The sequence below is a fragment of the Streptomyces sp. NPDC003284 genome (assembly GCF_053589675.1).
The window spans coordinates 125,614-146,171 of record NZ_JBSFSI010000012.1 but is presented as its reverse complement, the minus strand read 5'-3'; the positions used below and the strand labels follow the sequence as shown (position 1 = coordinate 146,171).

16 protein-coding genes are annotated in these 20,558 nt (G+C 74.4%); 15 read left to right on the top strand and 1 reads right to left on the bottom strand.

From position 1 onward, the window contains the following. The first annotated feature begins 474 nt into the window (after positions 1 to 474). The 3 genes from ACWDYF_RS24495 (at position 475) to ACWDYF_RS24485 (ending at position 4,210) form a co-directional block, all read left to right on the top strand. Positions 475 to 1,143 (top strand): response regulator transcription factor, encoded by a 669-nt coding sequence (locus ACWDYF_RS24495; RefSeq protein WP_018568014.1) that lies wholly within the window; start codon positions 475 to 477, stop codon positions 1,141 to 1,143. A gap of 212 nt (positions 1,144 to 1,355) precedes the next feature. Beyond that, positions 1,356 to 2,039: a DUF4255 domain-containing protein gene (locus ACWDYF_RS24490; RefSeq protein WP_018568013.1), complete on the top strand. Its 684-nt coding sequence runs from the start codon at positions 1,356 to 1,358 to the stop codon at positions 2,037 to 2,039. After that, a complete protein-coding gene (locus ACWDYF_RS24485) occupies positions 2,036 to 4,210 on the top strand; it encodes an ATP-binding protein (RefSeq protein WP_389473258.1) in 2,175 nt (724 codons plus the stop codon). The genes ACWDYF_RS24490 and ACWDYF_RS24485 overlap by 4 nt, the downstream gene beginning before the upstream one ends. A gap of 69 nt (positions 4,211 to 4,279) precedes the next feature. On the opposite strand, the gene ACWDYF_RS24480 is transcribed toward ACWDYF_RS24485, so the two are convergent. Beyond that, a complete protein-coding gene (locus tag ACWDYF_RS24480) occupies positions 4,280 to 5,710 on the bottom strand; it encodes an RICIN domain-containing protein (protein ID WP_381741268.1) in 1,431 nt (476 codons plus the stop codon). Between the two features lie 494 nt (positions 5,711 to 6,204). On the opposite strand from ACWDYF_RS24480, the gene ACWDYF_RS24475 reads away from it, so the two are divergent. From ACWDYF_RS24475 to ACWDYF_RS24420, 12 genes are all read left to right on the top strand, one after another. Then, positions 6,205 to 7,818: a phage tail sheath family protein gene (locus ACWDYF_RS24475; RefSeq protein ID WP_381741266.1), complete on the top strand. Its 1,614-nt coding sequence runs from the start codon at positions 6,205 to 6,207 to the stop codon at positions 7,816 to 7,818. A 65-nt stretch (positions 7,819 to 7,883) separates the two neighbouring features. Continuing rightward, positions 7,884 to 8,327 (top strand): phage tail protein, encoded by a 444-nt coding sequence (locus tag ACWDYF_RS24470; RefSeq protein ID WP_381741265.1) that lies wholly within the window; start codon positions 7,884 to 7,886, stop codon positions 8,325 to 8,327. Then, positions 8,327 to 8,848: a hypothetical protein gene (locus tag ACWDYF_RS24465; protein ID WP_381741264.1), complete on the top strand. Its 522-nt coding sequence runs from the start codon at positions 8,327 to 8,329 to the stop codon at positions 8,846 to 8,848. Before ACWDYF_RS24470 ends, ACWDYF_RS24465 begins: the two co-directional genes overlap by 1 nt. Beyond that, positions 8,845 to 9,003 (top strand): DUF6760 family protein, encoded by a 159-nt coding sequence (locus tag ACWDYF_RS24460; RefSeq protein ID WP_018568006.1) that lies wholly within the window; start codon positions 8,845 to 8,847, stop codon positions 9,001 to 9,003. Before ACWDYF_RS24465 ends, ACWDYF_RS24460 begins: the two co-directional genes overlap by 4 nt. Before the next feature lie 3,333 nt (positions 9,004 to 12,336). Beyond that, positions 12,337 to 12,795 (top strand): extensin, encoded by a 459-nt coding sequence (locus ACWDYF_RS24455; RefSeq protein WP_389470451.1) that lies wholly within the window; start codon positions 12,337 to 12,339, stop codon positions 12,793 to 12,795. A gap of 78 nt (positions 12,796 to 12,873) precedes the next feature. Continuing rightward, a complete protein-coding gene (locus ACWDYF_RS24450) occupies positions 12,874 to 13,296 on the top strand; it encodes a phage tail protein (protein ID WP_381741260.1) in 423 nt (140 codons plus the stop codon). A 24-nt stretch (positions 13,297 to 13,320) separates the two neighbouring features. Beyond that, positions 13,321 to 14,043, top strand: coding sequence for a CIS tube protein (locus ACWDYF_RS24445; RefSeq protein ID WP_064535501.1), 723 nt, complete (start codon positions 13,321 to 13,323; stop codon positions 14,041 to 14,043). Next, entirely contained in the window at positions 14,043 to 15,947 is a 1,905-nt protein-coding gene (locus ACWDYF_RS24440; RefSeq protein ID WP_389470447.1) for a VgrG-related protein, read from the top strand. The genes ACWDYF_RS24445 and ACWDYF_RS24440 overlap by 1 nt, the downstream gene beginning before the upstream one ends. 103 nt (positions 15,948 to 16,050) lie before the next feature. Next, positions 16,051 to 16,485 (top strand): GPW/gp25 family protein, encoded by a 435-nt coding sequence (locus ACWDYF_RS24435; RefSeq protein ID WP_026252564.1) that lies wholly within the window; start codon positions 16,051 to 16,053, stop codon positions 16,483 to 16,485. Next, complete coding sequence (locus ACWDYF_RS24430) at positions 16,485 to 18,446, top strand: putative baseplate assembly protein (RefSeq protein WP_381741259.1); 1,962 nt, start codon at positions 16,485 to 16,487, stop codon at positions 18,444 to 18,446. Before ACWDYF_RS24435 ends, ACWDYF_RS24430 begins: the two co-directional genes overlap by 1 nt. Further along, a complete protein-coding gene (locus ACWDYF_RS24425; RefSeq protein ID WP_381741258.1) occupies positions 18,446 to 19,030 on the top strand; it encodes a phage tail protein in 585 nt (194 codons plus the stop codon). The genes ACWDYF_RS24430 and ACWDYF_RS24425 overlap by 1 nt, the downstream gene beginning before the upstream one ends. Next, complete coding sequence (locus tag ACWDYF_RS24420; protein WP_389470442.1) at positions 19,027 to 20,505, top strand: NADase-type glycan-binding domain-containing protein; 1,479 nt, start codon at positions 19,027 to 19,029, stop codon at positions 20,503 to 20,505. Before ACWDYF_RS24425 ends, ACWDYF_RS24420 begins: the two co-directional genes overlap by 4 nt. The last annotated feature ends 53 nt before the right edge of the window (positions 20,506 to 20,558 follow it).

Sequence of the window (20,558 nt, the reverse complement as noted above, 5' to 3'; positions counted from 1 at the left end):
GCTGTTCGGGCAGCCGGGCGGCCGGACGGTCAGCGGCCCGCGCGGCCGTCCGGTCGGCCGGAGCCGCGCCGCCGCCACCGGTCGCGGGGTCCGCCGGAAGGCCGGCGGGGCGGTCGCGCTCCACGAGGTGATCGGTCGGGCGTGCGCGCAGCCGGCCGCACGGACGGTCCCGCCCCGGTCCCGGCACCCCTGCCATCCCTGTCATTCCTGCCTCCTCGCTCGGACATGACGACCTCCGCACACGAGGACGGTCCCCAGGGGCCCTCGGTGACGTGACAAGTCCCACCAAGGCCGTCCGGCGGGCCGACGGAACCGGACGGACGGTCACCCTCGTGGTGTACATAAGGCTGTTCTCGTGGTCCGGCTCGTGGTGCTCCACGATTGCGCGGGGCACTCCCCCGGCAGGAGTGTGAACAGCACACGCCCGCCACCGCCCCCACAGAGGTGACGGGCCCGTGCACATAGGGGAAACCGTTGCTCAGCTCATCGCGGACCACGCGCCCCGGCTCGGCCGGTACCGCAGACCGCATCCCGGTCGCCGTGCACGCCACGGACCCGATCCTGCGCGAGGGGGTGCTGAGCCAGCTGCGCCGGTTCCCCGAGGTCGAGTTGCGGGACGAGGCCGGTTCGGGTCCCGGCACGGTGGCGCTGCTCGTGGACGACATGCTCGACGAGGCCGCGCTGACCCGGCTGCGCCGGGTGGTGCGCAGCGAGGGCGCGCGGGCGGTGCTCGTCGTCAGCACGCTGCGCGAGGCCGAACTGCTCGATGTGATCGAGTGCGGGGTGGGCGCCATCGTGTGGCGCCACGAGGCCGGTGCGCACCGCCTGGTGCAGGCCGTGCTGGCCGCCGCCCGCGGCGAGGGCGACCTGCCCGCCGATCTGCTCGGCCGGCTCATCGACCAGGTGGGCACCTTGCACCGCAACGCGGCCGGCCGGCCGGGTGCGCCCGGCTCCGGGCTCACACCGCGCGAGGTCGACGTACTGCGTCTGGTCGCCGAGGGGCTCGACACCGGGGAGATCGCCGGCAAGTTGTCCTACTCCGAACGGACCGTCAAGAACGTCATCCACGGGCTGACCACCCGGTTGCATCTGCGCAATCGCGCGCATGCCGTGGCCCATGCCCTCCGGGAAGGCTACATCTGACCGAACAGGCAGCCCGGACCGGCCCCCGGGGCAGCGCGCTCTGCCCCGGCCCCGGCCCCGGCACGCCTGCGCCGCGGCCCGGGGCGCACGGCAGGATCGGACCCCGGCGGCCGCCGGGCGGGCCGGGCCGGACAACGGCCTCCCGGGCGGGACCCGGGCACGGGTCACGCGCGACCGAGCACGAGCGAGCACGGCAGGGCAGGAGCACGACGGTGATCCACGAGGTGGACGAGGTCCTCAAATCCCTGCTCGGAGGCGGCGCGCTGGCCGGTTCCGGCATCGACGTGGTGCTCGACGCGCCCACCCGGGACTGGGCCGCCCGGCGCAACGCGCCCACGATCAACGCGTATCTGTACGACATCCGGGAGGACGTGAACCGCCGTCAGCGCGGCCATGTCCCGGTGTACGACGAGAGGGACGTGGTCGTCAAACGGCGTCAGCCGCCGCGCTGGTTCCGGCTGTCGTACCTGGTGACCGCGTGGACCCGGCAGCCGCAGGACGAACACCGGCTGCTGTCCGCGGCGCTGGCCACCCTGATCCCGCGCGAGGTGCTCGCGCCCGGCGAACTCCCCGGCGCGCTGGGCGCCCTGGGCATGTCCGTCCCCGTGTCGGTGGCCGGCACCCAGACCGAGTCCCGCTCGCTCGCCGAGATCTGGTCCGCGCTCGGCGGTGAGCTCAAGCCGTCCCTGGACGTGGTGATCACCGCGCCGTTCCCCGCGTACCCCGAGTACGACGCCGGGCCGCCGGTCACCGAGGGCGCCGCGGTCCGTGTCCGCACCCTGGACGACACCCCGACCGGGCCCGAGGAACGCGCCCACCGGCCGCGCCAGGTCGCCGCCGTCCGTGACGCGCGCCGGGCCGCCCGGCGCGGCCGCGGGACGGGCGGCGCGCTGTGACCGTGACGGACCCGGCGGACACGCTCACGGCGGTGGCTCCCGCCGACGCGCTCCTCACCCGGCTGGCCGCGCTGCGCGACCGGGTCGCCCTGCTGGTGGGCCGGCGCTCCGCCGACGATCCCACGGCCGACGACCCGCTGCGCGGCCTGTACCTGTCGCAGGACGCGGTACGGCACCTGCTGCACCCGGCCCCTCCGGCGGCGGAGCCCGCGGACGCCCACGGCGACGGCTCCGCCGCCCCGGCGCTCACGGACGGCGGCCCGGACAGTCCCTACTGCCCGGACGGCCCCGGCGGCCCCGGCGGCCGGTCCGGCCCCGGGGGCCGGGACGACCGGCTGGCCCGGCTGGCCGCGCGGCTCGGGCTCGGCGAGCTGGACACCGCCCTGCTCCTCGTCGCCCTCGCCCCCGACCTGGACCGCTCCTTCGAACCGCTCTACGGCTACCTCAACGACGACGTGAGCCGCCGCCGCGCCACCGTCGCTCTCGCCCTCGACCTGTGCGGTGTCCCCGTCCACTCGGCGTCCGCGCGGGCCCGGCTGCACCCCGGGGCCCCGCTGTCCGCGCTCGGCCTGCTCACCGTGGAGGAGCCCGAACGCCCCTTCCTCAGCCGGTCGTTGCGCGTGCCGGACCGGCTGGTGTCCCATCTCCTGGGCGACGACACCCCGGACGCCGCGCTCGCCGGCCAGTTGCGCGCGCTGCCCCCGGCGGCCCCGGCCGCCACCGACGGGGACGACCGGGACGGCAACGCCGAAGAGGGCATAGAGGGTGGTGAGGGCGGCGAGGGCGGCGAGGGCACGGAGTTCACCGGCTTCGCCCGGCGGCTGGCCGCCCGGCTGAGCACCGGTGCGCCGCCCACCGTGTATCTGCGCGAGGGCCGCGAGGGCGAGGCGCTCACCTGCGCCGCCACCGCCCTGAGCACGGCGGGCCTGGCCGCCCTGCACTTCGCCGGGCCCGAGGACCTGGTGCCCGCCCTGCTGCGCGAGGCCCGGCTCAGCGGCTCCGCTGTCGTGGTCTCCGCGCTGCCCGAGCACCCCGCCCACCTGGTACGGGAGCTGACCTCGGCCACCGACGTACCCGTACTGATCACCGGCTCCCAGCCCTACGACCCGCACTGGTCGGAGCACGGCGCCGCCGACCCGCTCGTCCTGGACGTGCCCGGACACCGGGCCGGGGCGGTGCGCGCCTGGGCGGCGGCGCTGGGCGAGGAGCCGGGCTTCGACCTGGCCGCGACCGTGGCGCCGTACCACCTGGCGGCCGACCGGATCGCGCGCGCGGCCCGCGCGGCGAAGGCCCTCGCCGTCTTCGACGGTACGCCGCTGACCGCCGCGCATCTGCGGGTCGCCGCGCGCCGCCAGTCGGCGTCCGGTCTGGAGCGGCACGCCCGCCGGATCCGGCCCGCCGTCGACTGGACCGACCTGGTGCTGCCCGAGCGCCCGCTGACCCAGCTGCACGAACTGGCCCTGCGCGCCCGGCACCGCGACCGGGTGCTCGGGGACTGGCGGCTCAGCGCGGGCGGCGGGCGCGGCCGGGGCGTGCTCGGTCTGTTCGCGGGCGAGTCCGGCACCGGCAAGACGCTCTCGGCCGAGGTCGTCGCCGCCGAACTGGGCCTGGACCTCTATGTCGTGCAGTTGTCCTCGGTGGTCGACAAGTTCGTCGGCGAGACGGAGAAGAACCTGGAGCGGATCTTCGCCGAGGCCGACCGCACCGACGCGGTGCTGCTCTTCGACGAGGCCGACGCGGTGTTCGGCAAGCGGTCCGAGGTGAAGGACTCGCACGACCGGTACGCCAACATGGAGAGCGCCTATCTGCTCCAGCGGCTGGAGTCCTTCGACGGCATCGCCCTGCTCACCACGAACCTGCGCGCCAACATCGACGAGGCGTTCACCCGCCGCCTGGACCTGGTCGTCGACTTCCCGTTCCCCGACCCGCGCCAGCGTCTGGCCCTGTGGCGGCACAGCCTGTCCCACGTGCCGTGCGCCGAGGGCGTCGAACTCGACCGGGTGGCGGGCGACTTCGAGCTGGCGGGCGGCTCGATCCGCAGCGCGGTGGTGACCGCCGCCTATCTCGCCGCCGGCCGGGACGGCCAGGTCACCTCGGCCGACGTGCTGGAGGGCGCCCGCCGCGAGTACCGCAAGGCGGGCCGGCTGCTGCCGGACGAGGGCTCCTGGTAGCTCCGTACACGGGGAAGGGGGGTGGACCCGCGGGTCCACCCCCCTTCCCCGTACCTGGCTGCCTCTTCGTCACTCGCCGTCCGGCTTCTGCGGCTTGATCAGCCACAGGTGGTCGTCGGTGAGGGAGCAACGGAAGACCAGCAGCGGGGTGTCGTTGCCGCCGTCACCGGAGCCGCCAACGTCGAGACACATGTTGTCGCTGGCGGCGTTGCGGATCCAGTAGGCCCCGTCCTCCTGCTTGTCCAGCCAGAACAACTGGTTGTCGGACGTGGTGCCGTCGCAGGTGTACTCCATCACGGGGGACCTCAGGTCGACCGCCCCATAGCCGGTCAGGTCCATGCAGAACCTGTCCTTGACGTTGCGGATCTGGTAGAGGGGCACACCGCCGGGACCGCCCTTGGGGTACCGCATCTCGAAGTCCCACAGCTGGTTGTCGTTCGAGGTCCCGTCGCAGCTGTACTCGCGCACCGGGCCGGCCGACTCGCCCTTGTCGTAGCCGGGGATGTCCGCGCACTTCTTCGTCGTGATGTTGTACAGCAGGACGTTCTTGAGGACCGGGCCCTTCGGCTTCTTCTTCTGCGGCGCGCCGCCGCCACCGCCGCTGTCGCCGCCCTTGGCGCCACCGGTCTCCTGGGGCTGCGTCGGCTGCTGCGGCACCGAGGGCTGCGGGGGCGGCGGCGCGGGCGACAGGGCCGGGGCCGTCGACGGGCTGGGCGCCAGGGTGGTGCCCGCCTCGGCGACCTTCTCCGTGGCCCCGCTCCGCACCGCCGGCTTGTAGGCGATCCAGAGCATCACGAAGGTGACGCTCAGCGCGAGCAGCACCCCGAAGAAGGTGGCGAGCCAGCGGGGCAGGAAACCGCGCTGGAGGTAGGTGCCCTCCACGGGCACCGGCGTCGCCCCGGACCGCTGCACGGCCAGGGTGTAGGGCCGCCGCTCCTTGGGCCCGAACCAGATGATCTTCCGCGGCTTGAGGGTGGCCTTGACGAACGCGGCCCGGCCCGGCTCGATCTGCACATTGCTCGGGTGCAGGTCGTAGGAGAGCTGGTCGCCGGTGTCGCTGCCGCTGACGGAGGCGGTGACCTTGGTGTTGCCGAGGTTGTCGACGGCGAGGCGGGGGCGGCCGCGGAAGCGGCCCTTGACGGTGGCCGGGACCAGTTCGGCCCGCACCTCCGTGAAGGGCGTGATGGTCAGGTTGCCCTCGGGGACGGTGACCGCCTCGGGGTGCTCGGTGGGCGTGATGCGCACCGCGTACGGGTTCGGTCCCGCGGTGGCGTCGGGGGTGCGGGGCGGCGAGAAGGTCAGCTCCACCGTGCCGGTCGTGCCCGGGTAGAGCCGGAGCGTCTGCGGCTCCACGACCGTCCAGGGCGAGAGGTCGCCGACGGGCTCGAAGCGGTACTCGTCGACGACGTCACCGGTGTTGCGCAACCGCAGCCGCACGCGTGTGCTGCCACCCGGGTCGACGGTCGCGGAGGCGGGTTCCAGAGAGGTCCAAAGGCTCATCTGTCAGGTCACTGCTCCGGGATCTCGGTGGCGTGGTACTCGACGAGGGCGCCGTCGGCGGACGACACGGCTGCCGGTCTGCGGAGGGCCCGGTGGTCCGGTGACCCGGTGACCCGGTGACCCGGTGGGTTCCGGATTCCGTGTTCCGGGAGAGGCGGTCCCGGCGGTCCGCCCCGCCGTCGTGTCCTGCCGTACGTCCCGCGTCCGTACGGCACATGCCGTACTCGCGCGTCCCGTACGTCACGCACGCGCACCGCGCGCTCCCCTCCGCCGTCGGCGGACACCAGCGTCGCCCGCGCGCGCGGGAGGCCGGAAGGGACATGGGGGCAGTCGCGCGGGCAGCGGGCCGGGCCGTGCGGGCACGCGGGGAAGCCGGGCTGCCCGTCGGGGCAACCGGGGTGCCCGCGAAGAGGTACCCCAGGACGTTTCGGCCAGCGCGCTTCGCGCGTGAGGCTGGATCCCGTTCCTGTCTCGTACCCCGAGGAGAGCAGAGCATGCCGTCCTACCTGTCGCCCGGCGTCTACGTCGAGGAGGTGGCCAGCGGTTCCCGTCCGATCGAAGGGGTGGGCACCTCGGTGGCGGCCTTCGTGGGCCTCGCGCCGGCCGGGCCGCTGAACGAGCCGACCCTGGTGACCAACTGGAGTCAGTACGTCGCGTCCTTCGGCGAGTTCACCGACGGGTACTACCTCGCCCACTCGGTCTACGGGTTCTTCCAGAACGGCGGCACCGCCGCCTATGTCGTGCGGGTCGGCGGTTCCGCCGAGGACGCCTCCGGCGGTGCCGTGGCCCGCAACGGCCAGGTGCCCGCCGCGGTGAGCGGTTCCGCCGCTCCGGCCGCGCTGACCGCCGGTGAGCCGCGCCAGCTCGGCACGTTCACCGTGACCGCCCTCGCCTCCGGCGGCAAGGGCGGCCTGAGCGTCGAGGTCGCCGACCCCGAGGGCGAGGGCCCCGCCGAGCGCTTCCGGCTCGTCGTCAAGGACGGCGACAAGGCCGTGGAGACCTTCGACGTGACCGCCAAGAAGGGCGGCCGCAACTACGTGGTCACCCAGGTGAAGGAGCGCTCCAAGCTCATCACCGTGGCCGAGGCCGCGCCGGCCGCGCAGCTGGTCCGCCCGGAGAACCAGACGGTGGCCCTCCCGGCCCCGCCGGCCGCTCCGGCTCCCGTCGTGCCCGAGGCCCAGGAGGCCGTCGCGCCCCACCCGGGCCCGGCCCAGTACCTCGGCGACTCGGCCGACCGCACCGGCTTCGGCGGCCTGGAGGCCGTCGACGAGATCTCCATGGTCGCGGTGCCCGACCTGATGGCCGCCTACCAGCGCGGCGCGATCGACCTGGAGGCCGTCAAGGCGGTCCAGCTCGGGCTGATCGCGCACTGCGAGCTGATGGGCGACCGCGTCGCCGTCATCGACCCGCCGCCCGGCCTGAACGCCCGTCAGATCCGGGTGTGGCGCCAGGAGACGGCCGGTTACGACTCCAAGTACGCGGCCCTGTACTACCCGTGGATCAAGACGTTCGACCCGGCCAGCGGCCAGACCCGGCTGATCCCGCCGAGCGGCCATGTCTCCGGTGTCTGGGCCCGCAACGACTCCGAGCGCGGTGTGCACAAGGCGCCCGCCAACGAGGTCGTGCGCGGTGCGGTGGACCTGGAGACCCAGATCACCCGCGGTGAGCAGGACCTGCTCAACCCGATCGGCGTCAACTGCATCCGCGCGTTCCCCGGCCGGGGCATCCGCGTCTGGGGTGCCCGCACCCTCTCCTCCGACCCGGCGTGGCGCTACCTCAACATCCGCAGGTACTTCAACTACCTGGAGGAGTCCATCCTCATCGGCACCCAGTGGGTGGTGTTCGAACCGAACGACCACGCCCTGTGGGCCCGGATCCGGCGGAACATCTCGGCGTTCCTGGTCAACGAGTGGCGCAACGGCGCCCTGTTCGGCCAGCGCCCCGAGGAGGCCTACTACGTCAAGTGTGACGAGGAGACCAACCCTCCGGAGTCGGTGGACGTCGGCCGCGTCATCTGCGAGATCGGCATCGCGCCGGTCAAGCCCGCCGAGTTCGTGATCTTCCGGCTGGCCCAGTTCTCCAGCGGCAGCGGGGAGCTGGAGGAGTAGGACGCGGCACCGCCCGCGCCCCGCCGCCAGCCCGTCTTCCACACCCTTCCAAGGACAGCGAACACATGAGTCTCCAGCCGGGTGACGCCCTCACCTCACATAATTTCGGCCTCCAGATCGACGGCGTCATGGTCGAGTACCTGGCCGAGGTCAGCGGCCTGAGCATCGAGCAGGACGTCATCACCTACCAGCAGAACACCCCCAACGGCCAGAACGTGGTCAAGAACCTGCCGGGTGTGAAGAAGAACGGCACCTGCACGGTCGTCCGCGGTATGACCCAGTCGGCCTCGTTCACCCAGTGGATCAACGAGTCCATCAACGGCCAGATGACCACGGCACGCAAGAACGCCTCGATCATCATGATGGACTTCCAGAACAACCCGGTGAAGCGCTACCACCTGCGCAACGCCTGGTGCAGCAAGATCGACGCGAGCACGGTCAAGGCGGGCGAGGCCGCCGCGCTGACCGAGACCGTGACGATCGCGTTCGAAGAACTGGTCATCGAATAATGCGGCGTACGGCCGGCCGGACCGGCGGTGCCGTCGCGTGGGCCGGCCAGGACGCGGCGGAGCCCGCGCCGGAACCGGCGGCCCAGCAGCCGCCGGACCGGCAGCCCGCCCCGCAGCAGTCCGCGCCCCAGCAGCCCCTGCTCCAGGAGCCGCTGCGCACCGAGTTCCCCTTCCAGCTGCCCCGCGGGTACGTCGACGAGTCGGGCACCGTCCACCGCGACGGTGTGATGCGGCTGTCGACGGCCCGCGACGAACTCGTCCCGCTGCGGGACGTGCGCGTGCAGGAGAACCCGGCGTATCTGTCGGTGGTGCTGCTGGGCCGGGTCATCACCCGGCTCGGCACGCTGCCGCTGGTGCACGACGGGATCGTGGAGAACATGTTCGCCTCGGACCTGGCGTTCCTCCAGGACTTCTACCGGCAGATCAACGCCGAGGGCCACACCAGGGCGGGCGTGCGGTGCCCGCACTGCTCGGAGCCCTTCGAGGTGGAACTCGGCGGGAGCCGCCTGGGGGAATCGTGACGTACGCGACCGACCGGCTTCAGGAGGAGATCGCGTACGTGGCCTACCACTTCCACTGGAGCCTGGAGGAGATCCTGGATCTGGAACACCACGACCGCCGCCGGTACACGGAGGCCATCGCGTCCCTGGTGACGCGGGCCGGAGCGGAGGGCTGACACGTGGGATTCCTGGACCGGCTCGACCGGCGGGACCGGCTGCGCGGCCGGCGTTCCGCCGCGGACGGCGACGGCGCGGGCAAGGGCGTGCCGAGCGTCACCGCCGCGGCGGACACGGCGGCGCAGGCGGCACCGTCCGCGCCACCGCCGGCCGACAAGACCCCGGCCGCGCCGGACGCGCGGCCGGCGGTGGCGCCCTCCTGGATCGGACTGCCTGCGATCCAGCGAGCCCTTGGCCCGAACCCGGGCGGCGTGGCCGACTCCGGGTTCGGCGGGCGGCTGCCCACCTGGCAGAACCCGTCGTTCACGGCGACGGTGTCCCACGCCGTCCTGGACGGCCGCACCAGCGCCGTCCTCGGCGGCGGCCCGGCGGCGCACCCGGTCCCGGCCTCTCCGGTGACCGGCCTGGAACGCCCCGCGCCCGCCATGCCGTCCGCCTCCGCCCCGGGTTCGTCACCCGTGGCGCAGCGGGCGCCCGCGGTACCGCTGCGGTTCCTTCCGCCGCGTACGCCGGGCGGGCTGCGCGGGCCGGGCAGGCCGGGTGGGCCCGGTACGTCCGGTACGACCGGTGCGTCCGTCGCTTCGCCGGTCGCGGCCGGTGGTGCGGTGCGTACGGCGGCCGGTTCGCCCGCGCGCGCCACGCCGGGGGGCGTGGCGCGCGGCGGGTCCATGACGGGCGGTGCGGGGCGGTCGGCGGGGGTGCCCGTCGCTACGTCGCCTTCTCCTTCTGCGTCTGCGTCTGTGTCTTCTCCGTCTTCTCCGTCGTCCGCGGCCGGTGCTTCGGTCGTCTCGCCGGTCGTGCCGCCGGTGGGTGCTCCGGGCGCTGCTCCGGGCGGCAACTCGGCCGGTGCACCGGCCGGTTCCCCGCCGGGGGCGCCCGGCACGTCTCCCCGTACGGCTTCGGCCGTCCGGGGCGCTCCTGTGCCGGGGCGACCCGGCAGCTCCGCTTCCCCCTCGGCCGGGGCCTCCGCGCCGGGGGGCTCCGGTGCGTCCGCCTCCGGCCCGGCTTCCGCCGCCGTGCCCGCGCCCGCGACTCCCGCCGCCCCGGCGCCCGCTGTGCAGCGGGCTGGTCCGGGCCGACGGCGGCGGCGCGGCGCGGGGTCCCGTCCGGCCGCCGCGCAGACACCGGCGGCTTCCGCCGCTTCTGCTGCTGCCTCCGGTTCCGCTTCCGCGTCCTCCGGTACGTCCCGGGCGCCGTCGGCCGACGGTGCTACGGCGGTGCAGCGGGCGGGCGACGAGGGACGACCGGCAGCCACCGACCCGGCCTCGGCCTCGGTTCCGGCATCCGCACCCGCCGCTGCCGCGCCCCCGCACTCCGCCTCCGCCTCCGCCCCCGTGCCCGGGCCCGCCCCCGTGCCCGTGGTGTCGCCGCAGCCTCCGTCCTCCGGACCCGCCACGGCGCCGCCTTCCCTGCCCGTCTCCGGTCCCCGGCTGCGTCCCGTCTCCTCGAACGCACCGGCCGGCCCGGGATCGCTGACCCGGGCGCAGCGGAGCGGCCCTGCGGTCCAGCGGCGCTCGCTCCCGGTCGCCCGGCAGGACACCGCCCCTTCGGGCAGCGGTGCCCCCGAGGCCCGGAGGGCGCCCGCCGGGAACAGTTCGCCGGTGTCCGCCCCGAACCCGACCGCACCCGCCGCAGCGCCGAGCCAGCACAACGACACGGCACCGGCGGCCGCGCGGCGTTCCGTGTCCTCGTCCTCCCCCGGCGGTACGTCCTCCAGCGCCACCGCCCGTGACACGGCCGGGGCTCCCGCACCGGCGGCCGGACACGCTCCCGTGGTGCAGAAGTCGGCCGCCTCCCCCGCGCTCCCGCCCGTCACCGGCAGCACACCGGCCTCCGCACCGGCCCCGGACGGGCCGAGCCGGACAGCGGCGAACGCGGCGCCGAGCAGCGCGAACACCCCGGCCCCGGCTCCGGCTCCGGCTCCGGCTCCGGCTCCGGCTCCGGCTCCGGCTCCGGCCTCGTCGACGGGGGCGGTCCGGACACCGGGCCCGGCTCCGTCCTCGGGCCCCGCTCCGGTCTCGGTCGCGCGCTCGGCCACGGCTCCGGACCGAACCTCGACGCCTACGCCTACGCCGACTCCGGGTCCGGCACCGGCTCCCGGCCCGGCATCCGCGCCGACTCCGGGTCCGGCAGCGGCTTCCGGTCCCTCTTCCTCTTCCGCTTCACCCTCCGCCACGGGCCCGCGAGCGGCGTCCGGCCCGGCATCGGGCTCGTCCTCACCCGCAACCCCTGCCCCTGCCCCTGCCCCTGCCCCTGCCCCTGCCCAGCAGTCGGCCACCTCCTCGGCGCCGGCCACCCGCGCGGCCACTCCCCCGCGCCAGGGCGGAACTCAGGGTGCTCAGGGCGCCGTACAGCGCCGGACGTCGCCGTCCCAGAGCGGCCGTACGCCACTGCACGGCGCCCCCGCGACGGCACCCACCGCCCCGCAGCGCCCCGCCACCTCGTCCGCCACCGCGCCCGCACCGGCGCCCACCCGGGCCGCCGACACCCCTGCGCCGCCCCGGGCGAACGAGACCCGCGCCGCCACCGCACCCACCCGGGACAGCACCCCGCACGCCCCAGCCACAGACACCCCCGTACAGCGGACCACGGCGAGTGCGACGCCACCTGCCGCCACCGGCTCCACGGCCGCCGCACAGCCCACCGCGTCCGTGACCGCCCCGCGCCCGGCGGACGCCTCGGGCGGGAGTGGCCCGGCGCCCGCGCCGGTCGTCCAGCGGCGCGGTGACAACCGCCGTGCGGCCCGCCAGGGTCTGGGCGCGCCCGTGTCGTCACGGTCCGCCGCTCCGCCGAGCCCGCGGCCCCGGACGGACGCTCCCGGAGGTCCCGAGGCAACGGCCCCGGCTCCCCAGGCCCCGGCCGCACCGGCACGGCGTTCGCCCCTCGGCGCGCCCATGAGCGTGCTCCCCACGGACTCCGCGCCCGTCAGCAGCGCCCCGAGCACCCCGCGCGCCCCGAGCACTCCCGCACCGCCCGCGACCGCCCTTCCCTTCCCGCCCGTACCGCTGCCGACGACGGAATCGCCCCTCCCCGGCTCCGTGCCGCCCGCCGTCCAGCGCAGCGTCCGGCACCCGGCACCGGCACCGACCCCGGTCGCGCTGCCGACACCACCGGCCGCCCCCCGGGCCGTACCGGCGCCCGCGCCCGCGTCCGCGTCCCCGGCCCCCGCGAGTGTCCCCACCGACCGCCCCCTCCCGGTGGCACGCCTCGCCTCCCGTCCCTTCCCGCCTCCGGTACCGGCGCCCGGCGCCACACCTCCGGCCCCGGCGTTCGGTCCCGTACCCGCACCGGCACCCGCACCGGCACCGACCCCCGGGCCGATGTCCGCACCGATGTCCGCACCGATACCCACCACCGCGTCCGACCCCGCCCTCGCCCCGCTGCCCGTCGTCCAGCGCTTCTGGAAGAAGCCTTCGAAGACGTCGAAACCGTCGAAGCCGTCGGCCCCCGCCAGCTCGGTCACGAGCGCGCATTCCGCCCCGGCGGCGGCCGCCGCCGTCGCGAACACGCTGCCGCACAGGCCGCCGCCGCACCGCGCCGAAGGCCCGCCGCCCCCGTACACGCCCCCGGCCACCACCGCGGCCGCCGCCTCCGCACCGGAACCGGTGTCGCAGTCGGCGCCCCCGGAGTACAGCGGGGTCCCGGCGGGCGCGTTCGACCCGAGGGAGCTGACCGACTTCCAGCTGGACGAGCTGGTGCACCGGATCATCGGCCGGATCACCCGGCTGATCCGCACCGAACTCCGCATGGACCGCGAGCGGATCGGCAGACTCCGCGACCCCCGCCACTGACCGGCGACCGGCGCACCTCGCGCGGCCACCGGCCGGGACCGTCCGGCACGACAGCAACGAAAGAAAGGCCCACCCTCGATGTCCCGCCAGGACCCGGGCTCCACCATCTGGTTCACCCTCAGCATCGACGGCGAGAGCCTCGGCTACTTCAACGGCTGCGAGGGGCTGTCGTCCCAGGTGGAGGTCGAGCACCGCCAGGAGGGCGGCAACAACGGCTTCGTCTGGCAGCTGCCGACCCGTGTCACGTTCTCCACGATCCGGCTGACCCGTCCGCTCACCGCCGACACCACCAAGGTCGCCAAGTGGATCTCGTCCGTGCAGACGGGGATCAAGCGGCCCACCGCGCACATCGCGGCGCTGCGCGCGGACGGTTCGGTGGTGGCGCGCTGGGGGCTGCTGGAGGTGCTGCCGGTGAGCTGGACCGGTCCGACGCTCGACCCGGCGAGCCCGTCCGTGGCGACGGAGGTCCTGGAGATCGCCCACCACGGATTCACGGACTGAACGGACTGAAGGGCACAGGACGACATGGCCAAAGGCAAGAGCGGCGCGGGCAAGAGCCTGGTGCGGGCCACGCTCGCGATCCACGAGCCCCCCGTGGGTGACAGCACGTCACCCGGTGGCATCATCAAGACGTTCGACTTCGACTTCAACCCCGCTCAGCTGTCGCTGACCCGGCGCGCCGAGTGGAAGGCCACCCCCGCGCAGATCGAACGGGACGGCCCGCTCCCGGAGTTCATGGGCGCGCTGCCGCGGGAGATGAATGTGGAGATCTTCCTGGACTCCTCCGACGAGCCGACGAGCAACACGGTGCTGAAGAAGGTGGAGTCACTGCTGGACTGCTGCGAGGTGACCAGCGCCAGCCGGGCCGCGAAGAAGCCGTCGCCGCCGTGGGTGGTGTTCGGCTGGGGGTCGTTCTCGACGGCCCGGTTCGCGGCGTACGTCAGCTCGGTGGAGGCCAACTACACGCTGTTCGGGACGACCGGTGTGCCCATCCGGGCCACCTGCCGGCTGCATCTGCACGAGATCCCCAACGCCACCATGGGGCAGAACCCGACCTCCGGCGCGCTCACCGCGCAGCGCGTGCACCGGGTCGTGGCGGGCGACTCGCTCCAGTCGCTGGCCTGGCGCGAGTACGGCAACGCGTCCGCCTGGCGGGCCATCGCCGAGGCCAACGGCATCGACGACCCGGGCACCCTGCCCAACGGTGTGGAACTGGTGCTGCCCGCCGCCGAGGAGGTGCGTTCCTGATGGTGCGTCCCGCGCTCTCCAGCGTCGTCGACGTCAAGATCGGCGGCGCCAAACTGCCCATCGAGTTCTCCCGTGCCCTGGTGGACTGCTCGGTCGACCAGGGCGTCGGGGTGCCGGCCGCGTTCCGGCTGACCTTCCGCGACCCGTACCGCAAGCTGCTCGGCAAGCTGGGCATCACCTTCGGCACCAAGGTGGTGCTGGCGCCGGTCTCCGACGGCAAGGGCGCCGGGGATCCGCTGCTGACCGGCGAGGTCACCGGCCTGGAGGCCGACTACGACGGCACCGGCACCTTCACCGTGATCCGCGGCTACGACCTCGGGCACCGTCTGCTGCGCCAGCGCCGGGTGGCCGCGTACCGCAACCAGAGCGCCTCCGACATCGCCCGCAAACTGGCCGCCCAGGACGGCGTGCCCGTCGGGCGGATCGAGTCGACGCGGACGGTGTACGAGTTCATCAGCCAGTCCAACGTCACCGACTGGGACTTCCTCGCCCGGCTGGCCGACGAGAACGAGATGGTGATGTCGGTCGACGCGGACGGGAAGTTCCAGTTCGCCAAGCCGAAGCCGTCCTCGGGGGCGCCCTCGCCGCACACGGAGGGCGACAAGAGCCCGTTCGTGCTCCAGGCGGGCCACGACATCCTGCGGCTGCGGGCCGCGGTGACCGCCGCCGACCAGGTCGGCAAGGTCGAGTCGCGCGGCTGGGACGTGACGACGAAGAAGAAGCTCACCTCGACCGCGCCCGCGGTCGACAACCCGGCCGTCAGCATCGGCACCACCCCGGGCGCGGCCGCCGGGAAGTTCAAGACGGCCAAGCTGGTCGAGACGGGCACGCCCTACGACAAGCAGAACGAGGTGAAGTTCGCGGCCGACGCGCTGGCCGACGACGTGACCGGGGCGTTCGCCGAGCTGGAGGTCGTCGCGCGCGGAAATCCCAAGCTGCGGCCGGGAGTTCCGGTGGCGCTCTCCGACGTCGGGGTGCCCTTCGAGGGCAAGTACACGGTGACGTCGGTGCGGCACGTCTTCGGCGACGGCAAGCACTACGAGGTGTGGGTGACGGTCAGCGGGCGGCAGTGGCGTTCGCTGTACGGGCTCGCCTCGGGCGGCACGGAGACCGCGCCCCGGCTGCCCAGTGTGGCCAACGCGCTGGTCACCGACGTCAACGACCCGCTGAAGCAGGGCCGGGTGCGGTTGCAGTTCCCGTGGCTCGACGACAGCTATGTCAGCGACTGGACGCGTACGGTGCAGATGGGCGGCCTCGGCGGCGGCGGGGTGTTCCCGATGGACGTCAACGACGAGGTGCTGGTCGCCTTCGACCGGGGCGCGCTGGACCATCCGTTCGTCATCGGCGGGCTCTACAACGGGCGGGACAAGCCGACAACGGTCGGTGACGTGCCGCTGCACGACACCGTGCGCAAGAAGGCCAGCCGGCACACCGTCTCCGACCGGGACGGCAACCGCATGGACCTGCTCAGCCAGAAGACGAGCGGGCGCAAGCAGGGCGTGCGGCTGGTGACCGGCGACAAGCAGCTCACCGTGAACCTGGACCGGACGAACACCGAGATCATCGTGGACAGCAAGGGCTCGGTCAGCATCAAGGGCAGCCGCTCGGTGAGCGTGGAGGCGGGCACCGATCTGAAGCTGAGCGCCCGGCGCAACCTGTCCATCCACAGCGGCGGCACCCTCGACATCCGCGGCGGCGCCGTGGTCGGCATCAAGTCGACGGGCGTGCTGTCGGTGGACGCGGGCGCCGCCCTGAACATGAAGGCCGCGGCCGCCGTGAACCTGAGCGCGCTCGCCAGTGTGCAGATCAACGCCGTGGCCAACGTGGGCATCCGGGCCGTCACCGTGCCCATCATGGGCGTCCTCACCTCCAACGGCATGCCGGTGATGGTGATTCCGGCGTGATCGGTGTGAGCGGTGTGATGGGTGTGTTCGGCGCGAGCGGGGTGCGCGACGCGAAGGGCGCCGAGGGCGCGGGCAGTGTGCGGGGAACGCGGGGGTGGTGGTGATGGCGGAGCAGTTCGTCGGGTCCGGCTGGTCGTTCCCGTTGCGCATCGGGCCCACCGGCGGGATCGCGCTGGTCAGCGGGGAACGCGAGATCGAGGAGGCGATCCGCCTGGTGCTGTCCACGTCACCGGGCGAGCGGCCGATGCGCCCCGACTTCGGCTGCGCCATCCACGACCTGGTGTTCGCCCCGGTCAACGAGCAGACCGCGGGCCGCATCCAGCACGAGGTGTACATCAGCCTGGACCGCTGGGAGCCGCGGATCGAGGTCACCGACGTCGAGGTGACCGCGGGCGGCGACCAGGGCGTCCTCTACATCGACGTGCGCTACGCGATCCGCGGCACCAACAACCCGCGCAGCCTCGTCTTCCCGTTCTACGTCATTCCGTCCCACGACGAGCCGGGGGACACCGCCCCGGCTCCGGAAAGCGATCGCTGATGGCCCTGCCCTCCCCCAACCTCGACGACCGCCGCTTCCAGCAGTTCGTCGACGACGCCAAGCGCTACATCCAGCAGCGCGCCCCGGAGTGGACCGACCACAACGTCTCCGACCCGGGCGTCACCCTGGTCGAGACGGTCGCCCACATGGCCGACCAGATCGTCTACCGGCTCAACCGGGTACCGGAGAAGAACCACCTGGCCTTCCTCGACCTGGTCGGGATCACGCTGTTCCCGCCGTCGGCGGCCCGTACGGACGTCACGTTCTGGCTGTCCGCGCCGCAGGAGGAGCCGGTGGCGGTGCCGGTCGGCACCGAGGTGGCGACCGTGCGCACCGAGAGCGAGGAGGCGGTGGTCTTCGCCACCGAGCGCGAACTGTCCGTCGTGCCCTGCTCGTTGCGGCACATCCTGGTGCAGCACCAGGGCGAGGCGGCGGTCGACCGCACCCATGACCTCGCCGCCGAGGACAAGGACCTGCTCTGCTTCGCGGAGTCCCCGGACCCGGGCGACTGCATGCTGCTGGGTCTGTCGGCCGCGGTGCCGCACAACGCGCTCGCCCTGGACCTGGACAGCCGGGTCGACGGTGTCGGCGTGGACCCGCGGCAGCCGCCGCTGGTGTGGGAGGCGTGGACGGCGGACGGCTGGCAGCCGTGCGAGGTCGACCGGGACGGCACCGGTGGTCTGAACCGGCCCGGTGAGGTGGTGCTGCACATCCCCGGCGGGCACGTGCTGTCCCGCAACGCCGGCCAGGAGGCGGGCTGGCTGCGCTGCCGGGTCACCGAGCCGCAGCCCGGACAGCCCTTCTACACCACGTCCCCCACGGTGCGCGCCGCCGAGGCGTTCACCATCGGCGGGACCACCGCCACCGTGCACGCCGAGACGGTCTACGACGAGGCGCTCGGCGAGTCCACCGGGCTGCCCGGACAGCGGCTGCGGCTCGCGCACGCGCCGGTCGTCGGGGACGATCCGCCGGTGCTGCTCCAGACCGCCGAGCACGACGGCTGGACGGACTGGCGGGTGGTGCCGAACTTCGCGGCCTCCGGCCCCGGCGACCGGCACATCACCCTGGACGCCGCGACCGGCGAGATCTCCTTCGGCCCGGCGGTGCGCGAACCGGACGGCTCGCTGCGCCAGTACGGGACGGTCGCGCCCAAGGGCTCCCCGATCCGCGCCCGCCGCTACCGCACCGGCGGCGGCCGGGCGGGCAACGTGGCGCGCGGCGCGGTGCAGATCCTGCGCACCTCCATCCCGTACGTCTCCGAGGTCGTCAACCGCGAGGCGGCGCGCGGCGGTGTGGACGGGGAGACCGTGGAGGAGGCGAAGGTCAGGGCGCCGATCACGCTGCGCGCCCAGGAGCGCGCGGTGACCCTGCGGGACTACGAGGAGCTGGCCCGCCGCGCCGCTCCGGAGACGGCGCGGATCACCTGCCTGGAGGGCGAGGAGGGCGAGCACGGGGCGTACGCGGTACGGGTGCTGGTGGTGCCGCAGGCGGTGCCCGACCCGGGCGGCCGGCTGCGCTTCGAGCAGCTCGTGCCCGGCGACGCGCTGCTGGATCGCATCACCCGGCACCTGGACGAACGGCGCCTGATCGGGACCCGGCTGGCGGTCGGTCCGCCGTACTACCAGGGGGTGACCGTGGTGGCGACGGTGCACGCGTTCCGCGGGGTGGACACCGACCGGGTGCGGCGCGAGACGCACGACGCCCTGTACCGGCACCTGGATCCGCTGACCGGCGGGGCGAACGGCACGGGCTGGCCGTTCGGGCGTCCCGTGCAGTCCGGCGAGGTGTTCGCCGTGCTCCAGCGGGTGCCGGGCGTGGAACTGGTCGACCAGGTGGTCCTGCACGCGGCCGACCCGCTGACCGGCAAGCGCGGCGAGGCCACCGACCGCATCGACCTGTCCGCGCCGTCCCTCGTCTTCTCCTTCGACCACCGGGTGCGTGTGATCGGGGACGGTGCCTGATGCGCGGTTCCATCGACGGTCTGGGGTCGTCGGCGCCGATCGGCATGATGCTGCCCGCGGTCTTCGCCGACGACGATCTCGCGCAGCGGTTCGTCGGCGGTCTCGACGAGGTGATCGCGCCGATCCTGAGCGTCCTCGACTGCCTGGACTCCTACTTCCGGCCGTCGCTCGCCCCGCAGGACTTCACCCAGTGGCTGGCCGGCTGGGTGGGCGCGGAGACGGACGGCACCGAAGCCGAGCCGCTGCTGCGGGCCGCGGTCGCCGCCGCCGCGCATCTGCACCGGATCCGCGGCACCCGGCGCGGTCTCGCCCAGGCGGTGCGGCTCGCCTTCGGCGTGGAACCGGAGATCACCGAGAGCGGGGCCGCCGACTGGAGCGCCCGCCCGCTGGGCCCGGTCCCCGGCGAGCCGCGCCCCCGGCTGCACGTGCACGTGCGGCTGCCCGACCCGACCCCCGCGGACCGGCACCGCCTGGACTCCCTGGTCGCCGCCGCCCGCCCCGCCCACATGCCGTACACGGTCCAGGTGTCCGCGGCCGAGTCCGCCGTACCCGCCGAACCCGCCGAAAGGATCCCCGAGAGATGACGACCCCCCAGAACTGCGCCGAATGCGGCACCCGCGCGGAGCCGGGCCAGTCGTTCTGCGACGCCTGCGGGGCGGTCCTGAGCTGGACGGGTCCCGCGGCGTCCCGCGTGCCCGCGCCCGCCGGGTCGGCGGAGGCGCGGCGGGGCCGCGCCGAGGACGCGTCCGACGCGGCACCGGCGGCACCGGCGGCGTCCTCCGGCGGCTCCGGTCACGCTCCGGCGGACACCTCCGTCCGCGACCCCGCTCCGTCCGGACCGTCCGCGGCCCCTGCCACAGCCGCCCCGGCCCCGGCCTCGGCCTCGGCCTCGGCCTCGGAGGGTGCCGTGGGCACCGCGCCGGAGCCGCGGCCGCTGCCCGCCCAGGGCGCCGCTCCCGGTCCCGACCGGTCCGAGGAGGACGACACGCTCCCGGGCCTGCGGATCATCCCGGACCCGGCGGCCGCGCCGCCCTCGCACGACCCGTACCACCAGCCGGCCGCGCCCTACGCACCCCAGGGCGCCCCCTTCGCGGGCGACCCGGCGGCGACCGTCCCGCAGCCGCCCGCCGCGCAGTTCCCCGACGGCGCCCCCGAGGACCCGGCGGAGCGGGCCCGCCGCCTGCTCATCCCGGTCTCCGACCCGCAGGCCCCGGCCGCCCCGGAGCCCGCCGTGGCGCCGGTACTGCCCGGCCGCCCCGCCCCGCAGCGCCCGCAGGCCGTCCGCGCCCCGGGCGAGGACCTCGGCCTGGGCGGCGGTCTCCCCTGCCCCTGGTGCGGCACCCGGAACCGGCCCGAACGGCACTACTGCACGCGCTGCGCGATGCCCATGGCCGGTGACCGGCAGTCCCCGGGACGGCTGCCCTGGTGGCGGCGGCTGGCGCGGGCCGGCGACCGTGAGGCGCCGTGGGCGGGCGACCGTCCCCGGCTGCGCCGCGCCTTCGACCGCGTACTGACCTGGGTGGGCGCGGCGATCGTGGTGACCCTGCTGATCGTGGCGGCCGTGAACATCCCCAGCGGTGTCCAGGCGACCCGCGACCACTTCGCCAAGCGCGCCCCGGTCGCCCCCGACAGCTACCGCGCCTCCCGCTCGTACCCGGGCCACAAGCCCGACCTGGTCTTCGACAAGATCAACAACACTTGGTGGGGTCCGGGCGTCGCCGACTCGGGCCAGGGCCAGTGGGTCGAGGCGCACTTCAACGAGCCGACGCGCCTGCTGAACATCATCATCACCCCGGGCCAGTCCACCCGCGCCGACCAGCTCTCCAAGTCCGCGCTCCCGCACCGCGTCCAGGCCCTGATCACCACGGCCGACGGCAAGACCACCACCCGCGACCTCGTCCTCGACCAGGGTCCGGGCCCCCAGCCCCGCGCCTTCCGCTTCGGCAAGGTCATCGCCGTCCGCTTCACCATCGAGTCCGCCTACCAGCCCGGCCCCGACAAGCAGGTCTCCATCGCCGAGATCGAGTTCCTCGGCCCGTCCCACTCGAACGGAACCTGACCCGCACCCCGGCTCCGCCCGCAAGGCAGAACACCCCAGACACCGGACCGCCG